The sequence below is a fragment of the Pseudomonas agarici genome (genome assembly GCF_001543125.1).
In the GTDB taxonomy this organism is placed as follows: Bacteria; Pseudomonadota; Gammaproteobacteria; order Pseudomonadales; family Pseudomonadaceae; genus Aquipseudomonas; species Aquipseudomonas agarici.
In genome coordinates, this window is the sequence record NZ_CP014135.1 from 362107 (window position 1) to 386730 (window position 24624).

Annotated in this window: 22 protein-coding genes and 2 pseudogenes; 13 read left to right on the plus strand and 11 right to left on the minus strand. The window is 61.0% G+C overall.

Annotated features, from left to right (window positions below):
- The first annotated feature begins 39 nt into the window (after window positions 1–39).
- Window positions 40–762, plus strand: coding sequence for a monofunctional biosynthetic peptidoglycan transglycosylase (gene mtgA, locus AWM79_RS01705; RefSeq protein ID WP_060783926.1), 723 nt, complete (start codon window positions 40–42; stop codon window positions 760–762).
- A 63-nt stretch (window positions 763–825) separates the two neighbouring features.
- Here the strand turns inward: mtgA and rpoH are convergent, their stop codons facing one another.
- The 4 genes from rpoH to ftsY form a co-directional block, all read right to left on the minus strand.
- Entirely contained in the window at window positions 826–1680 is an 855-nt protein-coding gene (gene rpoH / locus AWM79_RS01710) for an RNA polymerase sigma factor RpoH (RefSeq protein WP_017124869.1), read from the minus strand.
- A 129-nt stretch (window positions 1681–1809) separates the two neighbouring features.
- Complete coding sequence (ftsX, locus tag AWM79_RS01715; protein ID WP_060781996.1) at window positions 1810–2829, minus strand: permease-like cell division protein FtsX; 1020 nt, start codon at window positions 2827–2829, stop codon at window positions 1810–1812.
- Window positions 2826–3497, minus strand: a complete 672-nt coding sequence (ftsE, locus tag AWM79_RS01720) for a cell division ATP-binding protein FtsE (RefSeq protein ID WP_017130490.1) — start codon at window positions 3495–3497, stop codon at window positions 2826–2828. The genes ftsX and ftsE overlap by 4 nt, the downstream gene beginning before the upstream one ends.
- Window positions 3494–4870, minus strand: coding sequence for a signal recognition particle-docking protein FtsY (gene ftsY / locus AWM79_RS01725; RefSeq protein WP_060781997.1), 1377 nt, complete (start codon window positions 4868–4870; stop codon window positions 3494–3496). The genes ftsE and ftsY overlap by 4 nt, the downstream gene beginning before the upstream one ends.
- Window positions 4871–5043: 173 nt before the next feature.
- Between ftsY and AWM79_RS01730 the strand changes: the two genes are divergently transcribed.
- The 6 genes from AWM79_RS01730 to AWM79_RS01755 all read left to right on the plus strand — a co-directional run bounded on the left by AWM79_RS01730 (window position 5044) and on the right by AWM79_RS01755 (window position 12539).
- Window positions 5044–6396, plus strand: a complete 1353-nt coding sequence (locus AWM79_RS01730; RefSeq protein WP_017130492.1) for a M16 family metallopeptidase — start codon at window positions 5044–5046, stop codon at window positions 6394–6396.
- A complete protein-coding gene (locus AWM79_RS01735; protein WP_060781998.1) occupies window positions 6393–7883 on the plus strand; it encodes a M16 family metallopeptidase in 1491 nt (496 codons plus the stop codon). Before AWM79_RS01730 ends, AWM79_RS01735 begins: the two co-directional genes overlap by 4 nt.
- A complete protein-coding gene (gene rsmD / locus AWM79_RS01740) occupies window positions 7883–8497 on the plus strand; it encodes a 16S rRNA (guanine(966)-N(2))-methyltransferase RsmD (protein ID WP_017130494.1) in 615 nt (204 codons plus the stop codon). The genes AWM79_RS01735 and rsmD overlap by 1 nt, the downstream gene beginning before the upstream one ends.
- Before the next feature lie 125 nt (window positions 8498–8622).
- A complete protein-coding gene (locus AWM79_RS01745; RefSeq protein ID WP_017130495.1) occupies window positions 8623–9969 on the plus strand; it encodes a M16 family metallopeptidase in 1347 nt (448 codons plus the stop codon).
- Complete coding sequence (locus tag AWM79_RS01750; RefSeq protein WP_017130496.1) at window positions 9959–11434, plus strand: M16 family metallopeptidase; 1476 nt, start codon at window positions 9959–9961, stop codon at window positions 11432–11434. The genes AWM79_RS01745 and AWM79_RS01750 overlap by 11 nt, the downstream gene beginning before the upstream one ends.
- A 91-nt stretch (window positions 11435–11525) precedes the next feature.
- Window positions 11526–12539 carry a hydrolase gene (locus AWM79_RS01755; protein ID WP_060781999.1) on the plus strand — a complete coding sequence of 338 codons (1014 nt, stop codon included), beginning with the start codon at window positions 11526–11528 and terminating at the stop codon, window positions 12537–12539.
- 27 nt (window positions 12540–12566) lie between these two features.
- On the opposite strand, the gene AWM79_RS01760 is transcribed toward AWM79_RS01755, so the two are convergent.
- From AWM79_RS01760 to AWM79_RS01770, 3 genes and pseudogenes are all read right to left on the minus strand, one after another.
- Window positions 12567–13559, minus strand: coding sequence for a type 1 periplasmic-binding domain-containing protein (locus AWM79_RS01760; protein WP_060782000.1), 993 nt, complete (start codon window positions 13557–13559; stop codon window positions 12567–12569).
- Between the two features lie 123 nt (window positions 13560–13682).
- A complete protein-coding gene (locus AWM79_RS01765; RefSeq protein WP_060782001.1) occupies window positions 13683–14537 on the minus strand; it encodes a sulfurtransferase in 855 nt (284 codons plus the stop codon).
- A 94-nt stretch (window positions 14538–14631) separates the two neighbouring features.
- Window positions 14632–14874 (minus strand): annotated as a pseudogene (locus AWM79_RS01770) (TetR/AcrR family transcriptional regulator); the annotation flags it as partial.
- 339 nt (window positions 14875–15213) lie between these two features.
- Between AWM79_RS01770 and coaD the strand changes: the two are divergent.
- Complete coding sequence (gene coaD / locus AWM79_RS01775) at window positions 15214–15693, plus strand: pantetheine-phosphate adenylyltransferase (RefSeq protein WP_060782002.1); 480 nt, start codon at window positions 15214–15216, stop codon at window positions 15691–15693.
- Window positions 15694–15839: 146 nt separating this feature from the next.
- A complete protein-coding gene (locus AWM79_RS01780; protein WP_017124885.1) occupies window positions 15840–16091 on the plus strand; it encodes a YfhL family 4Fe-4S dicluster ferredoxin in 252 nt (83 codons plus the stop codon).
- 12 nt (window positions 16092–16103) lie between these two features.
- Here the strand turns inward: AWM79_RS01780 and AWM79_RS01785 are convergent, their stop codons facing one another.
- The 3 genes from AWM79_RS01785 to AWM79_RS01795 form a co-directional block, all read right to left on the minus strand.
- Entirely contained in the window at window positions 16104–16442 is a 339-nt protein-coding gene (locus tag AWM79_RS01785) for a hypothetical protein (RefSeq protein ID WP_017130502.1), read from the minus strand.
- A gap of 65 nt (window positions 16443–16507) precedes the next feature.
- On the minus strand, window positions 16508–17320 hold the full coding sequence (mutM, locus tag AWM79_RS01790) for a bifunctional DNA-formamidopyrimidine glycosylase/DNA-(apurinic or apyrimidinic site) lyase (RefSeq protein WP_060782003.1): 813 nt from the start codon (window positions 17318–17320) through the stop codon (window positions 16508–16510).
- 34 nt (window positions 17321–17354) lie between these two features.
- On the minus strand, window positions 17355–18221 hold the full coding sequence (locus AWM79_RS01795; RefSeq protein WP_060782004.1) for an HDOD domain-containing protein: 867 nt from the start codon (window positions 18219–18221) through the stop codon (window positions 17355–17357).
- A gap of 144 nt (window positions 18222–18365) precedes the next feature.
- Here AWM79_RS01795 and AWM79_RS01800 point away from each other — a divergent pair, with 144 nt between their 5' ends.
- The 4 genes and pseudogenes from AWM79_RS01800 (at window position 18366) to AWM79_RS01810 (ending at window position 23785) form a co-directional block, all read left to right on the plus strand.
- Window positions 18366–19562: a class I SAM-dependent rRNA methyltransferase gene (locus tag AWM79_RS01800; RefSeq protein WP_060782005.1), complete on the plus strand. Its 1197-nt coding sequence runs from the start codon at window positions 18366–18368 to the stop codon at window positions 19560–19562.
- A 156-nt stretch (window positions 19563–19718) separates the two neighbouring features.
- Window positions 19719–19892, plus strand: a pseudogene (locus tag AWM79_RS26020) (multidrug transporter CflA); the annotation flags it as partial.
- 361 nt (window positions 19893–20253) lie between these two features.
- Entirely contained in the window at window positions 20254–22101 is a 1848-nt protein-coding gene (ilvD, locus tag AWM79_RS01805) for a dihydroxy-acid dehydratase (RefSeq protein ID WP_017130506.1), read from the plus strand.
- Window positions 22102–22393: 292 nt separating this feature from the next.
- Window positions 22394–23785 (plus strand): L-cystine transporter, encoded by a 1392-nt coding sequence (locus tag AWM79_RS01810; RefSeq protein ID WP_060782006.1) that lies wholly within the window; start codon window positions 22394–22396, stop codon window positions 23783–23785.
- Window positions 23786–24052: 267 nt separating this feature from the next.
- Here the strand turns inward: AWM79_RS01810 and AWM79_RS01815 are convergent, their stop codons facing one another.
- Entirely contained in the window at window positions 24053–24565 is a 513-nt protein-coding gene (locus AWM79_RS01815) for a dihydrofolate reductase (RefSeq protein WP_017130507.1), read from the minus strand.
- Window positions 24566–24624: the final 59 nt, after the last annotated feature.

The following is a 24624-nucleotide window of genomic DNA, read 5'->3' on the forward strand; positions in this document are numbered from 1 at the left end:
TATAATGGCCCGCTCCAACGCCCCGGCCAAGCCATCTCCATGCTGAGTTTTCTTTTCCGTCGCCTCACCATCGTCTTGAAGTGGTTCGCTATTGCGAGCGTGCTGTTGGTGTTGCTATTGCGTTGGCTGCCGCCGCCAGGCACCGCGCTGATGATTGAGCGCAAGATCGAGTCATGGACCGAGGGCGAGCCGATCGACCTGCAACGCACCTGGAAACCCTGGAACCAGATCTCCGACGACCTCAAGGTAGCGGCGATGGCCGGCGAGGACCAGAAGTTTCCCGAGCACTGGGGCTTCGATTTCGGCGCGATCCAGGCTGCTTTGGCCCATAACGAACGTGGCGGTTCGATCCGGGGCGCCAGCACCCTCAGTCAGCAGGTGGCGAAGAACCTGTTTCTCTGGTCCGGTCGCAGTTACCTGCGCAAGGGATTGGAAGCCTGGTTTACCATGCTGATCGAAGTCATGTGGCCCAAGCAGCGGATTCTCGAGGTGTACCTCAATAGCGCTGAATGGGATGACGGGGTGTTTGGCGCCGAAGCGGCGGCGCGGCACCACTTCGGCGTCAGTGCGGCGGCCTTGTCGCGTCAGCAGGCCAGCTTGCTGGCGGCAGTGCTGCCCAATCCCCGCAAATGGAGTGCGAGCCATCCAAGCACCTACGTGGCACGGCGTGCCGGCTGGATTCGCCAACAAATGAGCCAGTTGGGTGGCAATAGCCACCTAACGGGACTGAACACTTCACGCAAGACGCCCTGGACGCTATAACCGAGCGCCAACCGGCGTGTGGCGAGCGAGCTTGTCGGAACGCCACAACTATTATTGCGTCGGCTACGCGGCAATCGACAATTTGAGTTTGTTCATCGCGCTCTTTTCCAACTGGCGGATACGCTCGGCTGAGACGTTGTACTTTTGCGCCAGGTCGTGCAACGTGGCTTTATCTTCCGCCAACCAGCGTTGGTAGAGAATGTCGCGACTGCGTTCGTCCAGGACTTCCAGGGCCTCGTGCAGGTTGCTATTGGAGTTTTCGCTCCAGTCGGCATCCTCCAGCTGACGAGCCGGATCGTAGCGATGATCTTCCAAATAGTTGGCCGGAGACTGGAACGCGCTGTCATCGTCGGCTTCCGCCGCCGGATCGAACGCCATGTCCTGACCGGTCAGCCGGCTTTCCATCTCGCGCACTTCACGCGGCTCGACCCCAAGGCTTTCGGCCACGCGATGAACTTCCTCGTTGTTCAACCAGGCCAGGCGCTTCTTCTGGCTGCGCAGGTTGAAGAACAGCTTGCGCTGGGCCTTGGTGGTCGCCACTTTGACGATCCGCCAGTTGCGCAAGATGAATTCGTGGATTTCTGCCTTGATCCAGTGCACGGCAAACGACACCAGACGCACACCCATTTCCGGATTGAAACGTTTCACCGCTTTCATCAAGCCAACGTTACCTTCCTGGATCAGGTCAGCCTGGGCCAGACCGTAGCCGGAATAGCTACGGGCGATATGCACGACAAAACGCAGGTGGGCGAGCACCATCTGCCGAGCCGCCCCCAGATCCTGCTCATAATAGAGACTCTCGGCCAGTTCACGCTCCTGCTCCGGCGTCAGCAGTGGAATGCTGTTCACCGTATTGACGTAAGCCTCCAGGTTCGCACCTGGGACCAGCGCATAGGCAGGTTGCAAAGAAGTGGTCATACGAAAAAACCTCCGACTCACATGACTCGTGCAGTGAAGCACTGCGAAAATTGACCGGGGACCACAAGACAAGTTCCCTGAACCACGACTACGGTCAATACCAACAAAAACACATTAATTTGACGTTAATTACTTGGGCGCCAGCTCGCGAAGATGCCGTGCGACCGCAATCCAAGCACCGATATACCCCAACAGCACGGCACCAAGCAAGAGCGACAGACCATCGGCGGACGGCACCCCCGCCAGGGCGAAATCGCTGCCGTACAGACCGGCAAGCCCGACCACCGCCTCGTTCAACCAGCTGAGGCCGAAGGCCAGGACACCCCAGGAAAGAATTCCCGCACCGAAACCATAAAGCGCGCCCATGTACAGAAACGGCCTACGCACGTAGCTGTCCGTACCTCCAACCAGTTTAATCACTTCGATTTCGGTGCGGCGGTTTTCAATATGAAGACGAATGGTATTGCCTATCACCAAAAGTAATGCAGAAACCAGCAGCACGGTCAGGCCGAAGACAAAGCGGTCGCCCAGCTTGAGAATCGCCGCCAACCGCTCGACCCAGACCAGGTCCAGTTGTGCCTGCTGCACCTTGGGCAACTCGGCCAGGCGCTGGCGCAAGGCTTCCAGTGTCGCCTTGTCAACCTCGTCCGGCGTCACCAGGACCACGCCCGGCAATGGATTGTGTGGCAGTTCCTTGAGTGCCTCGCCCAGCCCGGACTGCTGCTGAAACTCATCCAGGGCCTTTTCCTTGCTGATGAACTCGGCATCCGCCACACCCGGCATGGCCTTGATCTGCTCGCTCAGGCTTTCGCCTTCCGTCGGGCTGGCATCCAATTGCAAGTACAGTGAAATCTGTGCCGCACGCTGCCACGAGCCGCCCAGGCGCTCGACATTACTCAGCAGCAGCGACAGGCCCATTGGCAGGCTCAGGGCCACTGCCATCACCAGGCAAGTAAAAAAGCTACCGATCGGCTGCTTGCCCAGGCGGCGCAGGCTGTCCAGCAGGCTGGCCCGATGGCTTTCGATCCAGGCGTGCAGCAGGGTGCTGAAATCCGGGCCGTCGTCTTCTTCGCGCTTCTTCTTCGGCGGTCGGTCGGAGGCTTTCGGCGCCACGCGTTCGGCTACTTTCGGACTGCGGGTTGCACTCATACGGCTGCCTCCCCGTCGCCGATCAAGCGGCCACGCTGCAGGGTCAACATGCGGTGACGCATGCGCGCAATCAGCGCCAGGTCGTGACTGGCAATCAGCACGCTAGTGCCGAGGCGATTGATATCCTCGAACACCCCCATGATTTCCGCCGCCAGACGCGGGTCGAGATTACCGGTCGGTTCGTCTGCCAGCAGCAATGCCGGCCGGTGCACAATGGCCCGGGCAATGCCGACGCGCTGTTGTTGACCGGTGGACAGGTCGCCGGGGTACAAGTCGGTCTTGTCTGACAATGCCACGCGCTCGAGGGCCGAATCCACGCGTTTGACGACTTCGGCCTTGGACAACCCAAGGATCTGCAGCGGCAAGGCGACGTTATTGAATACCGTGCGGTCGAACAGCAACTGATGATTCTGGAACACCACGCCGATCTGCCGACGCAGGAACGGAATCTGCGCATTGCTGATCTGGCCCAGGTCCTGGCCAGCCAGCAGCAATTTGCCGGTGGTCGGACGCTCCATCGCCAGCAGCAGGCGCAGCAAGGTACTTTTACCCGCGCCGGAGTGCCCGGTCACGAACAGAAATTCACCACGACGCACCCGAAAGCTCAGCTCATGCAAGCCGACGTGACCGTTCGGATAGCGTTTACCGACCTGTTCGAAACGAATCATGAACGCTCCCGCTCGGCGAAAAGGGCTTGGACAAAGGGCTCGGCCTCAAAGGTGCGCAAATCGTCGATGCCTTCACCGACGCCGACATAGCGGATCGGCAAGCCAAACTGCTTGGCCAGGGCAAAGATCACTCCGCCCTTGGCGGTACCATCGAGCTTAGTCAATGCCAGGCCGCTCAACTGGACCGTCTGGTTGAATTGCTTGGCCTGGTTGATGGCGTTCTGGCCGGTGCCGGCATCGAGTACCAACAACACTTCATGAGGCGCGTCGGCATCCAGCTTGCCGATCACCCGACGCACCTTCTTCAGCTCTTCCATCAGATTGTCTTTGGTGTGCAGGCGACCGGCGGTATCGGCGATCAGCACATCGATGCCACGGGCCTTGGCCGCCTGGACCGCATCGAAGATCACCGACGCCGAATCGGCGCCAGTGTGCTGGGCGATCACCGGGATATTGTTGCGCTCGCCCCAGACTTGCAATTGTTCCACCGCAGCGGCGCGGAAAGTATCGCCCGCCGCCAGCATGACCTTCTTGCCTTCCAGTTGGAGCTTCTTGGCCAACTTGCCGATAGTGGTGGTCTTGCCCGCGCCATTGACACCGACTACCAGGATCACGAAGGGCTTGTGTTGGGCGCCGATCTGCAGCGGCTGCTCGACGGGCTGGAGCATCGTCACCAGTTCGGCCTGCAACGACTTGTAGAGTGCATCGCTGTCGGTCAACTGCTTGCGCGCGACCTTCTGAGTCAGGCTCTGGATGATCACACCGGTGGCTTCGACGCCGACATCGGCAGTCAGCAGCCGGGTTTCGAGCTCTTCGAGCAGCTCATCGTCGATAGCCTTCTTACCGAGGAACAGGCTGGCCATGCCTTCGCCAAGGCTGGCACTGGTCTTCGACAGGCCCTGCTTGAGCCGGGCAAAGAAACCGACCTTGCTGTCCTCGGCAGCGAGCTTAGCCGCTTCCACCGCCACGGGTTCGGAAACCGCCACCGACGCGGGGGCCTCGACAACGACCGGCTGTACCACGGGGGCGAGCGCCGGCTCCGGTTTTGCGACAAACGGCGTGGGTGCGCCGACTTCGGCGACAGCCACCGGTGGAATCGGCGGCACCACCTGCTCGGCTTGTATATTTTCAACCAGTGCTACCGGCTCTTCGGCCACTGGCAGGGTCAGCCATGGCTCGGTCGCCGTGGCGGTTTCGACCGACGGTTGTTCGGCCCGCGATGCAACCGTCGGCAACGGTGCCGACGCGGCTTCAGGCAGCGCTGATGGCTGTTCGACGACGGCTTCCTGCGGCTTTTTGCGCAGCCATCCGAACAGGCTTTTTTTCTCGCCAGCCACAGCTGGGGTCTTCTTGTCGTCGTTGGAACCAAACATGGAGGACGGCTATCTCAAGGTAGCGACGCGCCAAGGGGCGCTTCGGCAAATAATATTCTGATGCGTAACAGACTGCTTTTTGATCAGATTGTTCGCGCGCAACACAGTATCCTAGCACCTCCTAGCCCGCCGACGCTAAGACCAAGCGGGCAGCCCTACAGGTTTAAAAACGAATGAATGCTCTAGCACGCCGCGCCGCTGGCCTGTTGCTCGGCACGCTTTGTCTGCCGCTTGCGGCTATGGCCGCCGACCCACAATTGACCCATGAATTCACCCTCGACAATGGCCTGAAGGTCGTCGTCCGTGAGGATCACCGCGCCCCGGTGGTGGTTTCGCAGATCTGGTACAAGGTCGGCTCGAGCTACGAGACGCCAGGCCAGACCGGTCTTTCCCATGCCCTGGAGCACATGATGTTCAAGGGCAGCGAGAAAGTCGGCCCCGGCGAAGCCTCGTTGATCCTGCGCGACCTGGGAGCCGAGGAGAACGCTTTCACCAGCGACGACTACACGGCCTATTACCAAGTCCTGGCCCGTGACCGCCTGGGTGTCGCCTTCGAACTGGAAGCCGATCGCATGGCCAGCCTGCGTCTGCCGGCCGACGAGTTCAGCCGCGAGATCGAAGTGATCAAGGAAGAACGCCGTCTGCGCACCGACGACCAGCCGATGGGCAGGGCCTATGAACGCTTCAAGGCCATGGCCTACCCGGCCAGCGGCTACCACACGCCGACCATTGGCTGGATGGCCGACCTCGACCGCATGAAGGTCGAGGAACTGCGCCACTGGTATCAGTCCTGGTACGTTCCGAACAACGCCACCCTGGTGGTGGTCGGCGACGTAAGCCTGGATGAGGTGCGCAAGCTGGCCCAACGCTACTTCGGCGCGATCCCGCGGCGTGACACGCCGCCGACGAAGATCCCGCGTGAGCTGGACGAACCCGGCGAACGGCTGATTACCCTACACGTGAAGACCCAACTGCCGAGCCTGATATTCGGGTTCAACGTACCGAGCATCGCCACCGCCAAGGACCCGCGCGCGGTCAACGCCCTGCGGCTGATCGCCGCCCTGCTCGACGGCGGCTACAGTGCCCGTCTGTCCTCCCAGTTGGAACGCGGCGAAGAACTGATCTCCGGCGGTTCGGCCAGCTACGACGCCTACAGCCGTGGCGACAGCCTGTTGACCCTGTCGGCAACGCCGAACACGCAGAAGAAGAAAACCCTGGCCGATACCGAAGCCGGCCTCTGGCGCCTGCTGAATCAATTAAAGACCCAGCCGCCCACCGCCGAGGAACTCGAACGCGTGCGTGCCCAGGTCATCGCCGGACTGGTCTACGAGCGTGATTCGATCACCAGCCAGGCCACCGCCATCGGCCAGTTGGAAACCGTCGGCCTGTCCTGGAAACTGATGGACGACGAGTTGGCCGAACTGCAAAGCGTGACGCCGGAAGATATCCAAAAGGCCGCCCGCGCCTACTTCATCCGCGAACGCCTCAGCGTCGCCCATGTATTGCCCGAGGAGCCTCGCCCATGAATAAGCCCAAGGGTTCTCGTTTCACCCTGCTCGGCCTGACCCTGATCATGTCCGCAGGCGGCTTGGCCCTGTCCCTGCTCGCGCCCTGCGACGCCAGGGCCAGCGAGGTGCTGGAAGAAGCCAAAGCGAGCCATAAGCTGCAATCGCTCGCCGAACTCGACGACAAGGCCCCGGCGCGCCGTTCCTTGAACGTCCAGACCTGGAATACCGCCGAAGGCGCCAAGGTGCTGTTCCTCGAGGCCCATGAGCTGCCGATGTTCAATCTGCGCCTGACCTTCGGCGCCGGCAGCAGCCAGGATGGCAAGATCCCCGGCCTGGCCCTGCTGACCAACGCCATGCTCAATGAAGGTGTGGCCGGCAAAGACGTCGGAGCCATCGCCCAAGGCTTCGAGGGGCTCGGCGCAGATTTCGGCAACGGTGCCTACAAAGACATGGCGGTCGCCTCGCTGCGCAGCCTCAGTGCCGCCGACAAACGCGAACCGGCGCTGAAACTGTTCGCCGAAGTCGTCGGCAAGCCGACCTTCCCAGCCACCTCCCTGGCGCGGATCAAGAACCAGTTGCTGGCCGGCTTCGAGTTCCAGAAGCAGAACCCCGGCAAGTTGGCGAGCCAGGACCTGTCCAGGCGCCTGTATGGCGATCACCCTTATAGCCATGCCAGCGACGGCACGGCCAAAAGCATTCCGCCGATCACCCTTGCGCAACTGCGGGCGTTCCATGCCAAGGCCTATGCCGCCGGCAACGTGGTGATCGCCCTGGTCGGCGACCTCTCGCGCAGTGAAGCCCAAGCCTTGACCGCCCAAGTCTCGGCCGCCCTGCCGAAAGGCCCGGCTCTGGCGAAAATTGCCCCGGCCCATGACCCGCAACCCAGCACCGGGCATATCGAGTTCCCGTCCAAGCAGACCACCATCCTGCTCGCACAGATGGGTATCGACCGTGCCGATCCGGACTTTCCAGCCCTGTCTCTGGGCAACCAGATCCTTGGCGGCGGTGGCTTCGGCACGCGCCTGATGAGTGAGGTGCGGGAAAAACGCGGCCTGACCTATGGGATTTACTCCGGGTTCAGCCCGATGCAGGCTCGCGGTCCCTTCATGATCAACCTGCAGACCCGCGCCGAGATGAGCGAAGGCACGCGTAAGCTGGTCGAAGAGGTGCTGGCCGATTACCTGAAGTCCGGTCCGACCCAGAAGGAGCTCGACGACGCCAAGCGTGAAATGGCCGGCAGCTTCCCGCTGTCCAACGCCAGTAACAGCGATATCGTCGGCCAACTGGGCTCCATGGGCTTCTATGACCTGCCGCTGAACTACCTGGAAGACTTCATGCAGCAGACCCAGGCGCTGACCGTCGAGCAGGTCAAGGCGGCCCTGAACAGACACTTGGGTGTCGACAAGATGATCGTCGTCACCGCCGGTCCCACGGTACCGCAGAAGCCGCTACCGCCGCCGACCGACAAACCCGTCGAACAGCCACTCGGGGTCCCGGAGCATTAATGGCCCATTCATCACGTCCCAGCAAGAAACCCGCGCACCCCCATAACGGTGTGAACCAGTTACGTATCATCGGTGGCCAATGGCGTAGCCGACGCCTGAGTTTCCCCGATGTCCTTGGCCTGCGTCCGACCCCCGACCGCGTGCGCGAAACCCTGTTCAATTGGCTGGCACCCTATGTTGCCGGGGCCAAGGTGCTCGACCCGTTCGCCGGCAGCGGCGCCTTGTTCCTCGAGGCCCTGTCCCGTGGCGCCGCCATGGGCCAGGCATTGGACGCCAGTCACGTGGCGGTGTCGAGCCTGCGCGAGCATCTGGGCACCCTGCGCTGCAGCGTCGGCCAGGTACACACCGCCGACGCCCTGCGCTACCTGGAAACCCAGGCGCCCACGGCGTTCGATCTGGTGTTCCTTGATCCGCCGTTCAACCAGAACCTGCTACCGGGCGTCTGTGCCCTGCTGGAGCAGCGCCAATGGCTGGCCGCTGACGCCTGGATCTATACCGAAAGCGAAACCGCGCCTTCGACCCTTGGCCTGCCGGGCACCTGGCGCCTGCACCGCGAGCAGAAGTCGGGGCGGGTCTACTATGCGCTGTGGCAACGCGGCGTCGCCGACCTGTAGCTCGATCCTTGATGACGGCCCGTTGATCTGCGCGCCGTCATCACTATTCCTGTACCGCCATCGCACCCGCCAGCCGGATCACTGTGTTCCTTCGAAAATCGCCAGGACACAAGGATCCCCTACCGATGCAACAACTCACCCGCCATCTCGCGCTCGGCCTGCTCCTGCTGCCGACCGTTGCGCTCGCCGCCCCTATACCCGATACCCATGAACTCAGATTGGACAACGGCCTGAAAATCGTTGTGCGCGAAGATCATCGAGCCCCCATTGTGGCTGCCCAGCTTTGGTACAAAGTCGGCTCCAGCTACGAATCGCCGGGTGATTCCGGTCTTTCCCACGCGCTGGAGCACATGCTGTTCCAGGGCAGCAGCAAAGTCTGCCCCGGCCAGGCCTTCCCGATCATGGAGCGCCTCGGTGCCAGGATCAACGCCTTCACCAACCACGACACGACCACCTACGAATACCTCATGCCGCGGCATGCCCTGGGTGTCGCGCTGGAAATCATGGCCGACCAGATGAGTACCGCTCACCTGTCGCCGGTCGCCTTCAAGCGTGAAATCGAAGTTATCAAGAACGAACGATCGCAGAACGTCGACGATACCCCCGCCGAACTGCTCGACGAGAAGATGCGCAGTATTGCCTTTACTACCAGTGGCTATCGCACCTCGGTCGTCGGCTGGCAACACGACCTGGAACGTATGAGCGTCCGGCAACTACAAGACTGGTACGCCACTTGGTATGTACCGAATAACGCGACCCTGGTGGTGGTCGGCGATGTGACATCCACTGAGGTCGAAACGCTGGCCCGTCGCTACTTCGCCGGCGTGCCAAGCCGAGAGCTTCCCGAAACCCGCCAACCGCTGGAGTTGAACGCGCCGGGAGAACGGCGGATCACGCTACGGACCCGCAATGAGTTTCCCAGCCTGGTCATGGCCTTCAACGTCCCCAGCCTGACAACCGCGACCAACCCGCATACGGCCTACACCTTGCGCCTGCTCAACGAGTTGCTGGGCGTCGGTCCCAGCTCGCGAATCTTTAGCCAGTTGAAATTCCAGGAAGAGCGGATCACTCGGGCCCGTTCCACCTATGAGGCGTTCAATCGAGGGGATGGTTTGTTGACGATTGCCGTCGATCTGGACATCCAGAGCAACCCAAGCCTGGACGATATCCAGGCTCGTCTGTGGGCACTGCTCGAAGCGCTGAAGAAAACTCCCGTCAGCGCTCTGGAACTTGACCGCGCGCGCACTCGAGTGCTGGCAAAAGAGGTTTTCGCCCGCGATTCGGTGGAAGCCCAGGCGCAGAAACTTGGCACCCTGGAAAGCGTCGGTCTGTCATGGAGACAACAGGAGCAAGAGCAGGATCTGCTGAAGGCTGTCACGCCCCTGGATATTCAAAAAGCCGCACAAACCTACTTTGTTCCTGAGCGACTCAGCGTCGCCCTGGCCATCCCAGGAGAAAGTCATGATGAGTAAATATTATCGTGCTTTGTTGAACGCGGTGCTGGCTCTACTGGTCGGCCTTTCACTTCTCGCCACGCAGGTGCACGCAACAACTGTCGCTCCCTTACAATCGCTGGGCGATCTCGATCATCAAACGCCAACACCCTACTCACTCCCGGTCCGTGGCTGGAAAACCCTCAACGGCACCAAGGTGCTCTTTGTTCAAACCCATGGCCTGCCATTGATCGACGTGGCCGTCAGCTTTGCCGCGGGCAGCCGGCACGACGGTGATCGCCACGGCCTCGCGGCCATGACCTTGAGCCTGCTCAACGAAGGTTCGCAAGGCAAGGACGTCAGTACGATTATGACCGCGTTCGACAGCCTGGGAGCGACGATCACCAATGGCGTCGATCGGGACCATGCTTTTTTTACCTTGCGTAGCCTCAGCGACGCCGCCGTGCGCACCCCGGCCCTGCAGCTATTGGCCGAGATCCTGAGCAAGCCCAGCTTCACCGCAGATGCCATTCGCCGGGTAAAGAGCGAGCTCATCGACCAGCAAATGCGCCAAGATGAGGCCTTGAGCAGCGGGATCAGCCACCGGTTTGCCCCCTCGCTCTACCCACGACACCCCTATAGCCAACCCCTCTATGGCACTCGGGAAAGCATCGCACAGATCACCGCCGAGCAGTTACGGGCCTTTCATCAAAAGGCTTACAGCGCAGGCAATGCCATTATCCTGCTGGTCGGCGATCTCTCGGAGGAGCAAGCGCAAGTCATCAGTGTGAAGATTTCCGACGCCCTGCCCAAGGGCCCGGCGTTGCCACAACAGGCCAACGCCGACCGGCGCGACAGCATCATCGGTGCAACCCATCTGGAACGCCCCACCACCCTGCTTCAACTGGATCTCGCCCAGATCGCCCCGCCCCGCCAGCACCCCGACTATGTTGCCCTCCATGTCGCCAGTCTGATCTTCGGCGGTGGCTTCGATAATCGACTGATGCAGGCGCTGCGCGAACAGCATGGTATTACCTACGCGGTATCGTCCCAACTGACCGACTGGCAAGCCCATGGCCCCTTCCACATCAACCTTGCGATCCCACCGCAATACAGCGACGCGGTGCTCCAACGGGTCAAACAAATGTTCGCGGCTTTTCTCAGGGATGGCCCGACTGAACAGGAACTGCAAAGCATCAAGCAGAGCATGCGTGGAAACATGGTATTGAGCGGAACAAGCAACGCGGACATCCTACAGGAGCTGATTCTGATTGGCCGCCATGGCCTGCCGCTGAGCCTGACGGACTTCGCCGAACAGGCGCAGCGCTTGACACGCGAAAGAATCAAGGCCGCCTTGAATAGCCACTTCGACGCTAACGGTTGGGTGGTGACGACTTCCGGCCCGACAGTTCCCCAGCAGCCGCTGCCTGCGGCCCGGCCAGCGCAGACAAGTTGCCAGCCCACCCCGTTGCCCGCGGATAAAAAGCTGCAACAACCCAGATGACTGTGGCAACTTAGGAGTATCGCATTTTGTAGTGCAGTTGCCGTGACGGCTTGCTCACGGCACTGCCTGACCTCTTCATTCCGAGTTCCCTGTGTCGCCGTCATTTCCCTGCCCCCCGCACGTTCAGGACTTCACTCCGGCCCCAGGCCTGGGCAACCCACACCTGCAAACCCTGTGGGGCCCGCTCTGGCGCAAGAAGGCCGTTATCGACCGCCAACGCGAGCGGTTCTGGCTGGACGATGGCGATTTTCTCGACCTTGACTGGTTCGGTCCTCATGAGGCGAAGACGCCCCTGGTGCTACTCCTGCACGGGCTCACCGGCTCATCCCACTCACCGTATATCGTCGGCTTGCAACAGGCCCTGGCCAACCAGGGCTGGACCAGCGTGGCGCTGAACTGGCGCGGCTGCTCGGGAGAGCCGAACCTGTTGGCTCGCAGCTATCACTCCGGCGCCAGTGAAGACCTCGCCGCGACCATCGCCCACCTGAAGGCCAAGCGACCGCTGGCGACGCTGTACGCCGTAGGCTACTCGCTGGGCGCCAACGTGCTGCTCAAGCATCTGGGGGAAAGCGCCGGCCACAGCGGCCTGCGGGCGGCAGTTGCGGTCTCGGTGCCGTTTCGTCTCGATCAGTGTGCAGACCGCATCGGCCAGGGCTTTTCCAAGGTCTACCAAGCGCACTTCATGCGCGAGATGCTTGCTTATATCAAGAACAAACAGCGCCAGTTCCAGCATGACGGGCGAGTCGACGGCCTGGCGGCCTTGAGGAACCTCGGGCGGTTGGCGGGAATGCGTACTTTCTGGGATTTCGACGGCCGGGTGACCGCACCGCTGCATGGCTATCTGGATGCCGAAGACTATTACCGCCGCGCGTCCAGTCGATACTTTCTCGGCGCAATCCGCACGCCGACCCTGATCATCCAAGCGGCGGACGATCCCTTCGTGTTTCCCCACAGCCTGCCGGAACCCGGCGAGCTGGCACCGGGCACCGAGTTCGAATTACAGCGCAAAGGGGGGCATGTCGGGTTTGTCGACGGAACCCTGCGCAAACCGGGCTATTACCTGGAGCGCCGGATCCCGCAGTGGCTGGCAGATCAGCAAGGTTGAGCGGAGCGCGCGGTGTCTTTCTATCGATCAGGCAAATTCATGGTAACTAACAAAACCAACCGGCGTGACAATATCATTCAATAGTGGCACGGCTACTTGCCCGCTCCAATAGCCATCCGGCTGATCATATGTCCAGGCAAAAACCTCCGCTTCGAGATCCGCATCCACTCGCCAGTCTTCCAGCATTTCAATCTCACGGTCTTGCAAGGGCGCGTCATTGGGCCTCAGGACTTCTACCAATACCTCGTTATCCTCAGCACCGAGCCAGACCCATTCCGGTTCCGGTTCCGGATCGAGCCTATCGGTCAATCCAACCTGCGGCCCAACGGTTTCCCTGGCGCTGCCGGCCAACTCTTTGAACTCCGGGCCTTGCAATGTCCAGGTCTTCATATCCAAAGCGACGCCTATGTCCAGATCCAGGCCCAGATCTATGTCCCTGGCATAGATATGATCCAGCACATCGGTCAGCGGCCCATCATCGCCGCTGAATGAGACCAATGATTCGACGACCTCCTTCTCGGCCGTCTCCAGAAAACCCTCGAAATCGCTCATCCCTCCCTCGCGAACCAGGCGCAGGCCCAACTCACGGATATTCAAAGAGGTGCTGCCTGCGACCAGGCTAAACAGCTGGTCAATGCTGTCTGAAAAGCGCCCTAATTGTTCATCGGCCAGTTGATCGATCGCACCGGCATCGAAATGACGGAAGATAAGCTCCGCCTGAGTCGAAATAATTGAGGTTGGGTGCAGCGCGTCCTGAATAAGCTGAATGGAGGCCTGATACAGTTCGAGCGCCCGCGCCTCGAACGCATTACAAGTCTCGACGCTTTTGTCCAGCAACACACTACGACCCAGCGCGAGCATCTGGTGATAGCTATTGTTCGCCAGGGCTTCAAAGTGCTTCGCCAAAGATTCCATCTGCCCGCTGTATCGTGGTTCGGTCGGGGTTGGCGTCCCTGCCACTTCACCCACCAGCCCTACCGATCCCGGATCGAGCTTATTATTCAACACGGCCTGTCCCATAAAAATCTCCTGTATTCGCGTTATCAGAGAGGCTCTTACGACGTAAGTCTCCCCACGCTCGCGCAGATTAGACCCGTCAGGGAGTCCGGCGTGTATATAGATAAGTATCGACCGCTCCGGTAATCAGTCGCCTGTCGCCACCGCCCGTTGCGGATCGGTGATCCATTCGCTCCACGACCCAACATATAACGTCCCCAACGGATAACCTGCCAGGCTCAGCGCGAACAGGTTATGGCACGCCGCCACCCCGGAACCGCAGTACGCCACTAGTTCCTGGGGCGAACGATCAGCCAACTGTCCAGCAAATCGCTGCTTGAGCTGGTCGGGCGACAGAAACCGCCCATCGGCGCCGAGATTGTCGCTGAACGCCGCACATTGGGCGCCGGGGATATGTCCGGCTACCGGGTCGATCAGCTCGACCTCGCCAAGAAACCGGGGCCGGGCACGGGCATCGAGCAAGGTCAGGGACGCTTGGCCGAGACGCTCCTGCAGTTGCTGCGCACTGATCAGCAAGGATGGATCCGCCATGCCGCTGAGGCTTCCGCGCGCGACTGGCGGCGGGCTCAGGCTCAACGGCTGCCCCGCACCCTGCCAGGCTTTCAGGCCGCCATCGAGCATGAACAGCCCATCGCGCTTGCCCAGCCAGACCAGCAGCCACCAGGCGCGCGCCGCGTACATACCGGGCCCCTCGTCATACAGCACGATCTCGCTATCGGGGTCGATGCCCCAGGCTTGCAAACGGCGCACCAGCGCTGCCGGCTCGGGCAATGGATGGCGACCGGTCAGGCCCTTGATCACAGGACCGCTGAGATCGCGCTCCAGATCGGCGTAGTGCGCGCCTTCGATATGCCCCTGGGCATAACTGCGCTGTCCGTAGTCCGGGTCTTCCAGGGCGAAGCGACAATCCAGGATCACCCTCCCTGAGCGAGCCTGGCGCTCGGCCAGTTGCTGCGCGCTGATCAATTGTGCAAGAGGCATCAGTCATTTCTCGTCAGCGGATAAAGAACAATTTTCATGATCGCTCATACACACCCTCCGGTGTCTGGACCTGCGGCACTTAAAACTCATGGCGCCGTTTATCCAGCGTTGCCCGGCCATGGAGCGGGCGCAGGAAGCTGTCCACCTGTGCCTCGTATTCGGCGAACAGCATGGCGATGATCGCCTGCTCCTTGGGGAACGGGTCATAGAGATTACCCGGCGAAATAGCCATGGGCGCCGCGATGTGATCGGTGCCGGCACTGCGCTCGCCCTGCCGATTGAACAGGTCCAGGCTGTTCCGGACGATGCGCTCACCGGTTTTTATTCGTGGGACCATGATTTGAGCTTGACTTCAAGAGTGCGGTGCCAGGCATTTTACGGCCTATCCGGCAGCGGATAAACGGTCGGCATGACATACGGTCGCATGGGCTACCTATCTGGTCCTGAACATCAGTGACGACAGGACCCTGTGCCAGATGAAGTCTTGAGCGTCCCCGGCAAGGGCCTCGCCCATTCACCCGGTCGGCCACGGCCTTGATCGAGCGCTTGAAAAACCCGGGAGAAAGAGGATTATTCACGGTGTCTACAGGGCTCTCTTTCGCACCGCCTGACTTGGCCGACAAGATAGGCTGCGATACCATCCGATTCCCCAACGGACTCCCGCCAGGACGACGCGATGAACCGAGTGTTGTACCCAGGTACCTTCGACCCGATTACCAAGGGCCATGGCGATCTGGTCGAACGCGCCGCGCGCCTGTTCGACCACGTCATCATTGCCGTGGCCGCCAGCCCGAAGAAAAACCCGCTTTTCCCGCTGGAACAGCGTGTAGAACTGGCTCGCGAGGTCACCAAACACCTGCCCAACGTTGAAGTGGTGGGGTTTTCCACGTTGCTGGCGCACTTTGCCAAGGAACAGAACGCCAATGTTTTTCTGCGCGGGCTGCGTGCGGTGTCGGATTTCGAGTACGAATTCCAATTAGCGAACATGAACCGCCAGTTGGCGCCGGAAGTTGAGAGCTTGTTCCTCACGCCGTCGGAACGTTACTCGTTCATTTCATCGACGCTGGTACGGGAAATCGCCGCTTTGGGCGGAGATATCACCAAGTTCGTCCACCCGGCGGTAGCCGACGCCCTGAACCTGCGCTTCAAGAGGTAACCCCGGCGGCAGCTCCGCGCAGCCGCCATCCACGGCGAACCTGACGCCGGCTTTGTCGTGTCCGCGTGCACTGCGCGCGCCGATGCGGCACAATTGGCCCATCAGTTTTTACGTTGCCCGGGCTTGTCGCCCTGGCCGGAGTGTCCATGTCCCTGATCATCACCGACGATTGCATCAATTGCGACGTCTGCGAACCCGAGTGCCCAAACGCCGCCATCTCCCAGGGCGAAGAAATTTACGTCATCGACCCGAACCTTTGCACCCAATGCGTCGGCCACTACGACGAACCACAGTGCCAACAGGTCTGCCCGGTAGATTGCATCCCGCTGGATGAAGCCCATCCGGAAACCGAAGACGAATTGATGGCCAAGTACCGGAAGATCACCGGCAAGGCCTGAATCAGCCGTCGCTCAGTGGTTATCGTCAAATCCTTGCGCCGTGCAGCCCAGGCAGCGGGCAAACGCTGCCTTGCCTGGATCGACCACCAGCGCCTTGCCGGCCCTGCCCACACCCTCGACACCACCGAACACAGTAAACGGCAGCGACACGACAAACGCCGCCGCCCCCACCAGCGTCGCGCCTACCAGCAGCGGGCGCGCCACCAGCAGGTCGCCGATCATCGCGTAGGCCGGCGGGTTCTGGATTCGATAGGTGGGATCGCTGCTGGTCCCGTCATCAGCCAACGCCGGTAGCGCCTGCAAGACGGAACTCAGAGCCAGCAACAAGGCCAGGGTGCGAAACGGAGTCATGGCTCTATCCTTTGGCTAGGCAACGCAGGGCAAAGACTTACTATAGCGTCTGCGTACAACTCAGGTCAGCTCTGACATTTCGGGCAATAGACGCTGGCTCGCTGGCCAAGCTTGATCTCGCGCAAGCCATTGCCACAGACCTTGCAGTGCTCCCGGCCACGCCCGTACACGAACAGTTCCTGCTGGAAGTAGCCGGGCTGACCATCGCCACCGATAAAGTCGCGCAACGTGGTACCGCCGCGCTCGATGGCATGGGCCAGGATCCGTTTGATCTCAGTGGCCAGCCTGAGGTAGCGCGCCCGCGAAATCCCCCCGGCCTCGCGACGCGGATCGATCCCGGCGGCGAACAACGCCTCGCTCGCGTAGATATTACCCACGCCCACCACCACCGCGTTATCCATAATGAACGGCTTAACCGCCATCGAACGCCCACGTGACTGTTGGAACAACCGCTCGCCATCGAACAGCTCGGTCAGTGGTTCGGGCCCCAGATGAATCAGCAACGGGTGATTGAACGGATCGAGACTCCAGAGCATCGCCCCGAAGCGGCGTGGATCGGTATAGCGCAAGGCCAGACCAGACTCCAACTCGATATCCACATGCTCATGCTTAGCGGCCGGCATGCCGACTTCCACCAGGCGCAGGTTGCCCGACATCCCCAGATGGCTGATCAGCGTGCCGACCTCGGCGTTGATCAACAGGTACTTGGCCCGCCGCTCGACCTGCACGATGCGCTGCCCGGCCAGACGCACATCGAGATCTTCCGGGATCGGCCAGCGCAGGCGCCGGTCGCGGACAATCACGCGACTGACGCGCTGCCCCTCCAGGTGGGGCGCGATACCGCGCCGGGTGGTTTCGACTTCGGGTAATTCAGGCATGGTGATTCCAGGTCAGGACATAGCGTGCTCGAAACTAAGGAGCACCCAACTCACGGATATTTTCCCTGAGCGTCTCGAAATCGTAATCGGACAGACCAACATAATCGAGCACCAGGTGGCCAATGGCATGCCATTCGTGGTCCTCGGTCTGGTTGCCCAACACTCGGTGGGAGGCACAGATGTGCTCGGCCATTTTCAGGATCGCCAGCAGATTCTTCAACTGGCTGTTATGGCTGGACTCGTCGCTGAAGATCGCCAGGGCGTTGTGGTGGTTGGCGATCGCGCTGCTCACATGCTCCGGCAGGCGCCAGGACTTGGCGGTGTAGTAGCCAACCACCGCATGGTTGGTGTTGAACACCCGGTTTTCCGTGTCCACCACCCGCTGTTCCGGGCCGGCCTCGGCATAGGCCTGCTCCAGCACCGTCATGTAGTCGGGAAACCGCTTGAGCATCAACGCAATCCCGCAATCGTGGAACAGGCCCAGGGCATAGGCCTCGTCGATGGCCTGGGAACCGGTGCGTTTGGCCAGCGTCAGGCTGGTCATCGCCACATCCTGGGCGGTGTCCCAGAAACGGTTCAGGGTGACGATGGTTTCATCGGCCATTTCGCCCTTGATCGATTGTGCGTTGATCAGGTTGATAACCGAACGGCTGCCCAGCAGGTTCACCGCCCGCTGGATCGAGGCGATCTTGTTGGCCAAGCCATAATAAGGCGAGTTGACGATTTTCAGTAACGCGCCGGAAAGACCGGGGTCCTGGCTGATCAACCGGGCAATCACCTCCAGGTCCGGGTCGGGCATGTACTGCTCCATCTGCAAATCCACCATGATTTGCGGTTGAGGCGGTACGCTGATGCCTTGCAAGGCCTGTTGGATCTGTTCGGCTGAGAGTTCTTGGGACATGAATACACACCCTGGACAAGTGAGCGATTCTAGCCGAAAAGTTCGACTCAATGGATGACACGTACAGTGTAATCACCTGAAACATGCCAACCCGGCGACCGGCAACTCCCGCTATAATTCCGCTCTTTTTCCCGGAGCGACGTCATGTCCCTGCCTAGCCTACGCCTTAAAGCCAACGCCGACCGCCGCCTGCGCGCCGGTCACCTGTGGGTCTACAGCAACGAAATCGACGTGGCGGCGACTCCACTCCACGGCTTCAAGGCCGGCGACCAGGCCATTCTCGAAGCGGCTGGCGGCAAGGCCCTGGGCATTGTCGCCCTGAGCCCGAACAACCTGATCTGCGCACGCCTGCTGTCGCGCGATGCCAAGCTGACGCTGGACAAATCGCTGCTGGTACACCGCCTGAACGTCGCTCTGTCCTTGCGCGAACGGCTGTTCGACAAGCCGTTCTACCGTCTGGTCTATGGCGATTCCGACCTGCTGCCAGGCCTGGTGGTGGATCGTTTCGGTGACATCCTGGTGGTCCAGCTCGCTTCGGCGACCATGGAACAACACAAGGATGAGGTCATCGCGGCACTGGTCCAGGTCCTGAAACCGAGCGGCATCCTGTTCAAGAACGATTCGGCGGCCCGTGACGCCGAAGGCCTGGAGCGCTATGTCGAGACCGTATTCGGCCTGGTGCCGGAATGGGTGGCGCTGGAGGAGAACGGCGTGAAATTCGAAGCACCGGTGATGGCGGGCCAGAAGACCGGCTGGTTCTACGATCACCGCATGAATCGTGCGCGCCTGGCGCCGTATGCCAAGGGCAAGCGGGTGCTCGACCTGTTCAGCTATATCGGCGGTTGGGGCGTGCAGGCCGCGGCGTTCGGCGCCAGCGAAGTGTTCTGCGTCGACGCCTCGGCCTTCGCCCTCGACGGCGTAGAGCGCAATGGCGCGTTGAACGGCTTTGCCGAGAAGCTGACCTGCATCGAGGGTGATGTCTTCGAAGCGCTGAAGGAGCTGAAGTCCGCCGAAGAGCGATTCGACGTGATCGTCGCCGACCCGCCGGCATTCATCAAGCGCAAGAAAGACCTGAAAAACGGCGAAGGCGCCTACCGCCGCCTGAACGAACAGGCCATGCGCCTGCTCAGCAAGGACGGCATCCTGGTCAGCGCCTCGTGCTCGATGCATTTGCCCGAAGATGATCTGCAGAACATCCTGCTGACCAGCGCCCGCCACCTGGACCGCAATATCCAACTGCTGGAACGCGGCGGCCAGGGTCCGGATCACCCGGTACACCCGGCGATCCCGGAAACACGCTATATCAAGAGCATTACTTGCCGGTTGTTGCCTAATAGCTAAGATCGTTGAGAGAGAGCGGAAGTATCCTCACTTCCGCTCTCTCCCTCACCTTTAGAGTTATCTCACAGTCATACAGGAATACACCTACGTTCATACCGCTTGCTTGGGCTCTGGCAAAAACTACTATTCAGCACTTACCCAACGCAGGCCCGTTTCATGGCAAGCAGTCAAGATACCTCGACTATCAATGCGCATCGAACTCACAAAAAGTTCTTTGTGATACTTCTGCTGATGACTATTACCCTGCTCGGCGTATTTCCTCTGGACGTAGTGCTTGCGTCTTTCCCCGCCCTGTCCGCGCAGTTTCAAACCCCTCTGTCGAATTCAGCGCCGACACTCAGATATGCCTGCTGACTGTGCCCCATCGGCTCGCGCTGGACGCTCGAAGCCTATTACTCGCGATGGTTCGCTGTACCACTGGCATTACATTGGCGCGCCCTGCCGACCACCCTCCACACGGGTCATGAGCGCTTCAACCTCCACGCCCGTTCCTTCCGGGCGCCAGCGGTGTAGAATCACGCTATTCATCGCCAGTCATCCCCCGGCGGGTTTATGAGCTCAAGCCCAGGCACGCGGCGATCCCGCGAAGCCAACGGCAGTTTTCGGGCACCCGGCTATTTTTCGGTGTGCACCAGAAGCCCATAGAAGCTCACTTCCCCTTGTGTACCTGATTAGCCGCCCGGAGTGTTCCATGCCTGATTACCGCTCGAAAACATCCACCCATGGCCGCAACATGGCCGGTGCCCGTGCCCTGTGGCGCGCCACGGGGATGAAAGACGCCGACTTCAAGAAGCCGATCATCGCCGTCGCCAACTCGTTCACCCAGTTCGTACCCGGCCATGTCCACCTCAAGGACATGGGCCAATTGGTCGCCCGCGAGATCGAACGCGCCGGTGGCGTCGCCAAGGAATTCAACACCATCGCCGTGGATGACGGCATCGCCATGGGTCACGATGGCATGCTCTATTCGCTGCCGAGCCGCGAGATCATCGCCGACTCCGTCGAATACATGGTCAACGCCCACTGCGCCGACGCCATCGTCTGCATTTCCAACTGCGACAAGATCACCCCCGGCATGCTGATGGCCGCCCTGCGCCTGAACATCCCGGTGATCTTCGTCTCCGGTGGCCCGATGGAAGCCGGCAAGACCAAGCTCGCCGCCCATGGCCTGGACCTGGTGGACGCCATGGTCATCGCCGCCGACTCCAGCGCCTCCGACGAGAAGGTCGCCGAGTACGAGCGCAGCGCCTGCCCGACCTGCGGTTCGTGCTCCGGCATGTTCACCGCCAACTCGATGAACTGCCTCACCGAAGCCTTGGGCCTGGCCCTGCCGGGTAACGGCTCGGCCCTGGCGACCCACGCCGACCGCGAGCAGTTGTTCCTACAGGCCGGTCGGACCATCGTCGAGCTGTGCCAGCGTTACTATGGCGACAACGACGACTCGGTCCTGCCGCGCAATATCGCCAACTTCAAGGCGTTCGAAAACGCCATGACCCTGGACATCGCCATGGGCGGTTCCACCAACACCATCCTGCACCTGCTGGCCGCCGCCCAGGAAGCCGAGATCGATTTCGACCTGCGCGATATCGACCGCCTGTCCCGTCACGTGCCGCAACTGTGCAAAGTCGCGCCGAATATCCAGAAGTACCACATGGAAGACGTGCACCGCGCCGGCGGGATCTTCAGCATCCTTGGCGAGCTGGCCCGTGGTGGCCTGCTGCACACCGACCTGCCGACCGTGCACAGCAAGACCCTGGCCGAGGGCATCGCCAAGTGGGACATCACCCAGACCGCCGACGAAGCGGTACACACCTTCTTCAAGGCTGGCCCAGCCGGCATCCCGACCCAGGTCGCCTTCAGCCAGTCGACCCGTTGGGAGACACTCGACGACGACCGTGAAAACGGCTGCATTCGCAGTGTCGAGCACGCCTACTCGCAAGAAGGCGGCTTGGCCGTGCTGTACGGCAACATCGCCCTGGACGGCTGCGTGGTGAAAACCGCCGGCGTCGACGAGTCGATCCATGTGTTCGAAGGCAACGCGAAGATCTTCGAAAGCCAGGACAGCGCCGTGCGTGGCATCCTCGCCGACGAAGTGCAGGCCGGCGATATCGTGATCATTCGTTACGAAGGTCCGAAAGGCGGTCCGGGCATGCAGGAAATGCTCTACCCGACTTCCTACTTGAAATCCAAGGGCCTGGGCAAGGCCTGCGCCTTGCTGACCGACGGTCGTTTCTCCGGCGGGACGTCGGGCCTGTCCATCGGCCACGCCTCTCCGGAAGCCGCGGCAGGCGGCGCCATTGGCCTGGTACAGAACGGCGACAAGGTACTGATTGATATTCCGAACCGCTCGATCAACCTGTTGATCAGCGACGAGGAAATGGCCACCCGCCGTGCCGAGCAGGACAACAAAGGCTGGAAACCGGTGGAAGCCCGTCCACGCAAGGTAACCACCGCGTTGAAAGCTTACGCCCTGCTCGCCACCAGCGCCGACAAGGGCGCGGTACGCGACAAGGCGATGCTGGACAAGCTGGTGCCATAAGCGGTCCTCACCCATTAGAGGCCCGGTCAATGCCGCAATGCTGCTCACTCAAGGCGTTTGGCGCCGTGCGCAGTCTTGTGGCGAACGGGCTTGTCTGAGCGCCACAAGCTTCACCCCAGCGCCGCCGCTTGTCCCCTGATCACGTCACCGGCATTCGCCTCGGCGTGATCAACTTATTCCAAATAATATATATTAAATTCAATTTTGATATTAAATTCATATATATGAAACGGTTAGGCTTAGCGGCTTACCACCCAAAAGTAATGGGCATCTATTTATTTTCGGAGTCTCAATGAACCTGCCGTTGATCCTCAATCTGCTGGTGTTCCTCGCCCTATTGCTAGGTCTGGCGCAAACCCGCCACACCACCTGGAGCCTGGCGAAAAAGGTCCTGCTGGCCCTGCTGCTGGGGGCGGTTTTCGGCGCAAGCCTGCATGCCATCTATGGTGACGGCAACCCAGTAGTCAACGCATCCATCAGTTGGTTCGATCTGGTGGGCAACGGCTATGTACATTTGCTGCAGATGATCGTGATCCCGCTGGTGTTCGCCTCGATCCTCAGCGCCGTGGCCCGCCTGCACAATGCCTCTTCCCTGGGCAAAATCAGCTTTCTGACTATCGGCACATTGCTGTTCACCACCGCCATCGCCGCGTTGATCGGTATCAGCCTGACCAACCTGTTTGGCCTGACCGCCGAAGGTCTGGTCGCCGGCACCCAGGAACTGACCCGCCTGCAGGCCATCCAGACCGACTACGCGGGCCAGGTCGCCAACCTGAATATCCCGCAACTGCTGCTGTCGTTCATTCCACAGAATCCGTTCGCCGACCTGGCCCGCGCCAAGCCGACCTCGATCATCAGTGTGGTGATCTTCGCCGCCTTCATGGGCATCGCCGCGCTGCAACTGCTCAAGGACGATGCCGAAAAAGGCCAGAAAGTGGTGAATGCCATCGACACCCTGCAAGCCTGGGTGATGCGCCTGGTGCGTCTGGTGATGAAGCTGACGCCTTATGGCGTGCTGGCGCTGATGACCAAGGTGGTGGCCGGTTCCAACCTGCACGACATCATCAAGCTGGGCAGCTTCGTCGTGGTGTCCTATATCGGCCTGGGCCTGATGTTCGTGGTCCATGGCCTGCTGGTATCGCTGGCCGGAATCAACCCGCTGCGTTTCTTTCGCAAGGTCTGGCCGGTGCTGACCTTTGCCTTCACCAGTCGCTCCAGCGCGGCGAGCATTCCCCTGAGCATCGAGGCGCAGACCCGCCGCCTGGGAACTCCTCAGTCGATCGCCAGCTTTGCCGCTTCGTTCGGCGCGACCATCGGCCAGAATGGCTGCGCGGGGCTCTACCCGGCCATGCTGGCGGTGATGGTTGCGCCAACCGTGGGTATCAACCCGCTGGACCCCTTGTGGATCGCGACCCTGGTGGCCATCGTGACCTTGAGTTCGGTCGGCGTGGCCGGCGTCGGCGGGGGCGCGACCTTTGCCGCGCTGATCGTACTACCGGCCATGGGTTTGCCGGTGGCCCTGGTGGCGTTGCTGATTTCGGTGGAGCCGCTGATCGACATGGGCCGCACGGCACTGAACGTCAACGGCTCGATGGTCGCCGGCACCATCACCAGCCAGATCATGCAGCAGACCGACAAGACCCTGCTGGATGCCGACGAGCACGCGGAGTTGGCGCAGGCCTGATCAGCGCCCCAGCAACTAGTGGCCTGTACGGTAAGTTCGTTAGCTCAAGTTCGGATGCCAGAAGTTCATGGCCAAGGCGCTGTGACGAGTCATAGCCCAGCTATGGCGAGGAACAGCAACGCCGGCCAGGGACTTCTGGCATCCGAAATTGACTAATAGAACTCACCACACAGGCCACTAGGCCCCATCCACAAATCCTGAAGGGCGTTTTGGAAACGCTCTTCAGGTGCTCTATCGCCGTAGAATTTCGCTCATGTCCCGTCGGACTCAAACTCTTTCCCAGACCTCGAAGCTGAACGCCGGCTTGTCGTCCAGCGCCGGGTGCGGCTCGTTCGACACCAGCCTCCACTGATCCGGATCGAATGCCGGGAACCACGCATCGCCTGCGGGGCTCAGCCCTACTCGGGTCAGGTACAAGCGGTCCGCCTGTTCCAGGCCCTGGCTGTACAGTTGCGCCCCGCCAATCAGCATCAGCTCGCCGGCGCCCCGTTCCAGGGCCCACTCCTCGGCCCGCGTCACGGCCTCTGCCAGCGACGGAAAAACCTCCGCGCCGTCCAGTTGCAGGCCCTCCTGGCGACTGACCACCAGGTTCAGCCGACCCGGCAATGGCCGGCCAAGCGAGTCCCAGGTCTTGCGCCCCATGATGATCGGCTTGCCCAGGGTAGTGGCCTTGAAATACTTGAAATCTGCCGGCAAATGCCAGGGCATGCCGTTGTCGACGCCGATCACGCGGTTTTCAGCGAGAGCCGCGATCAAGCTGAGGGGGAGTGTATTTTTCATGGCGACGAGGATACCTGACAGCCTGGGGCAGGCACTAGTATGCTTCAGGCTCAACCCCG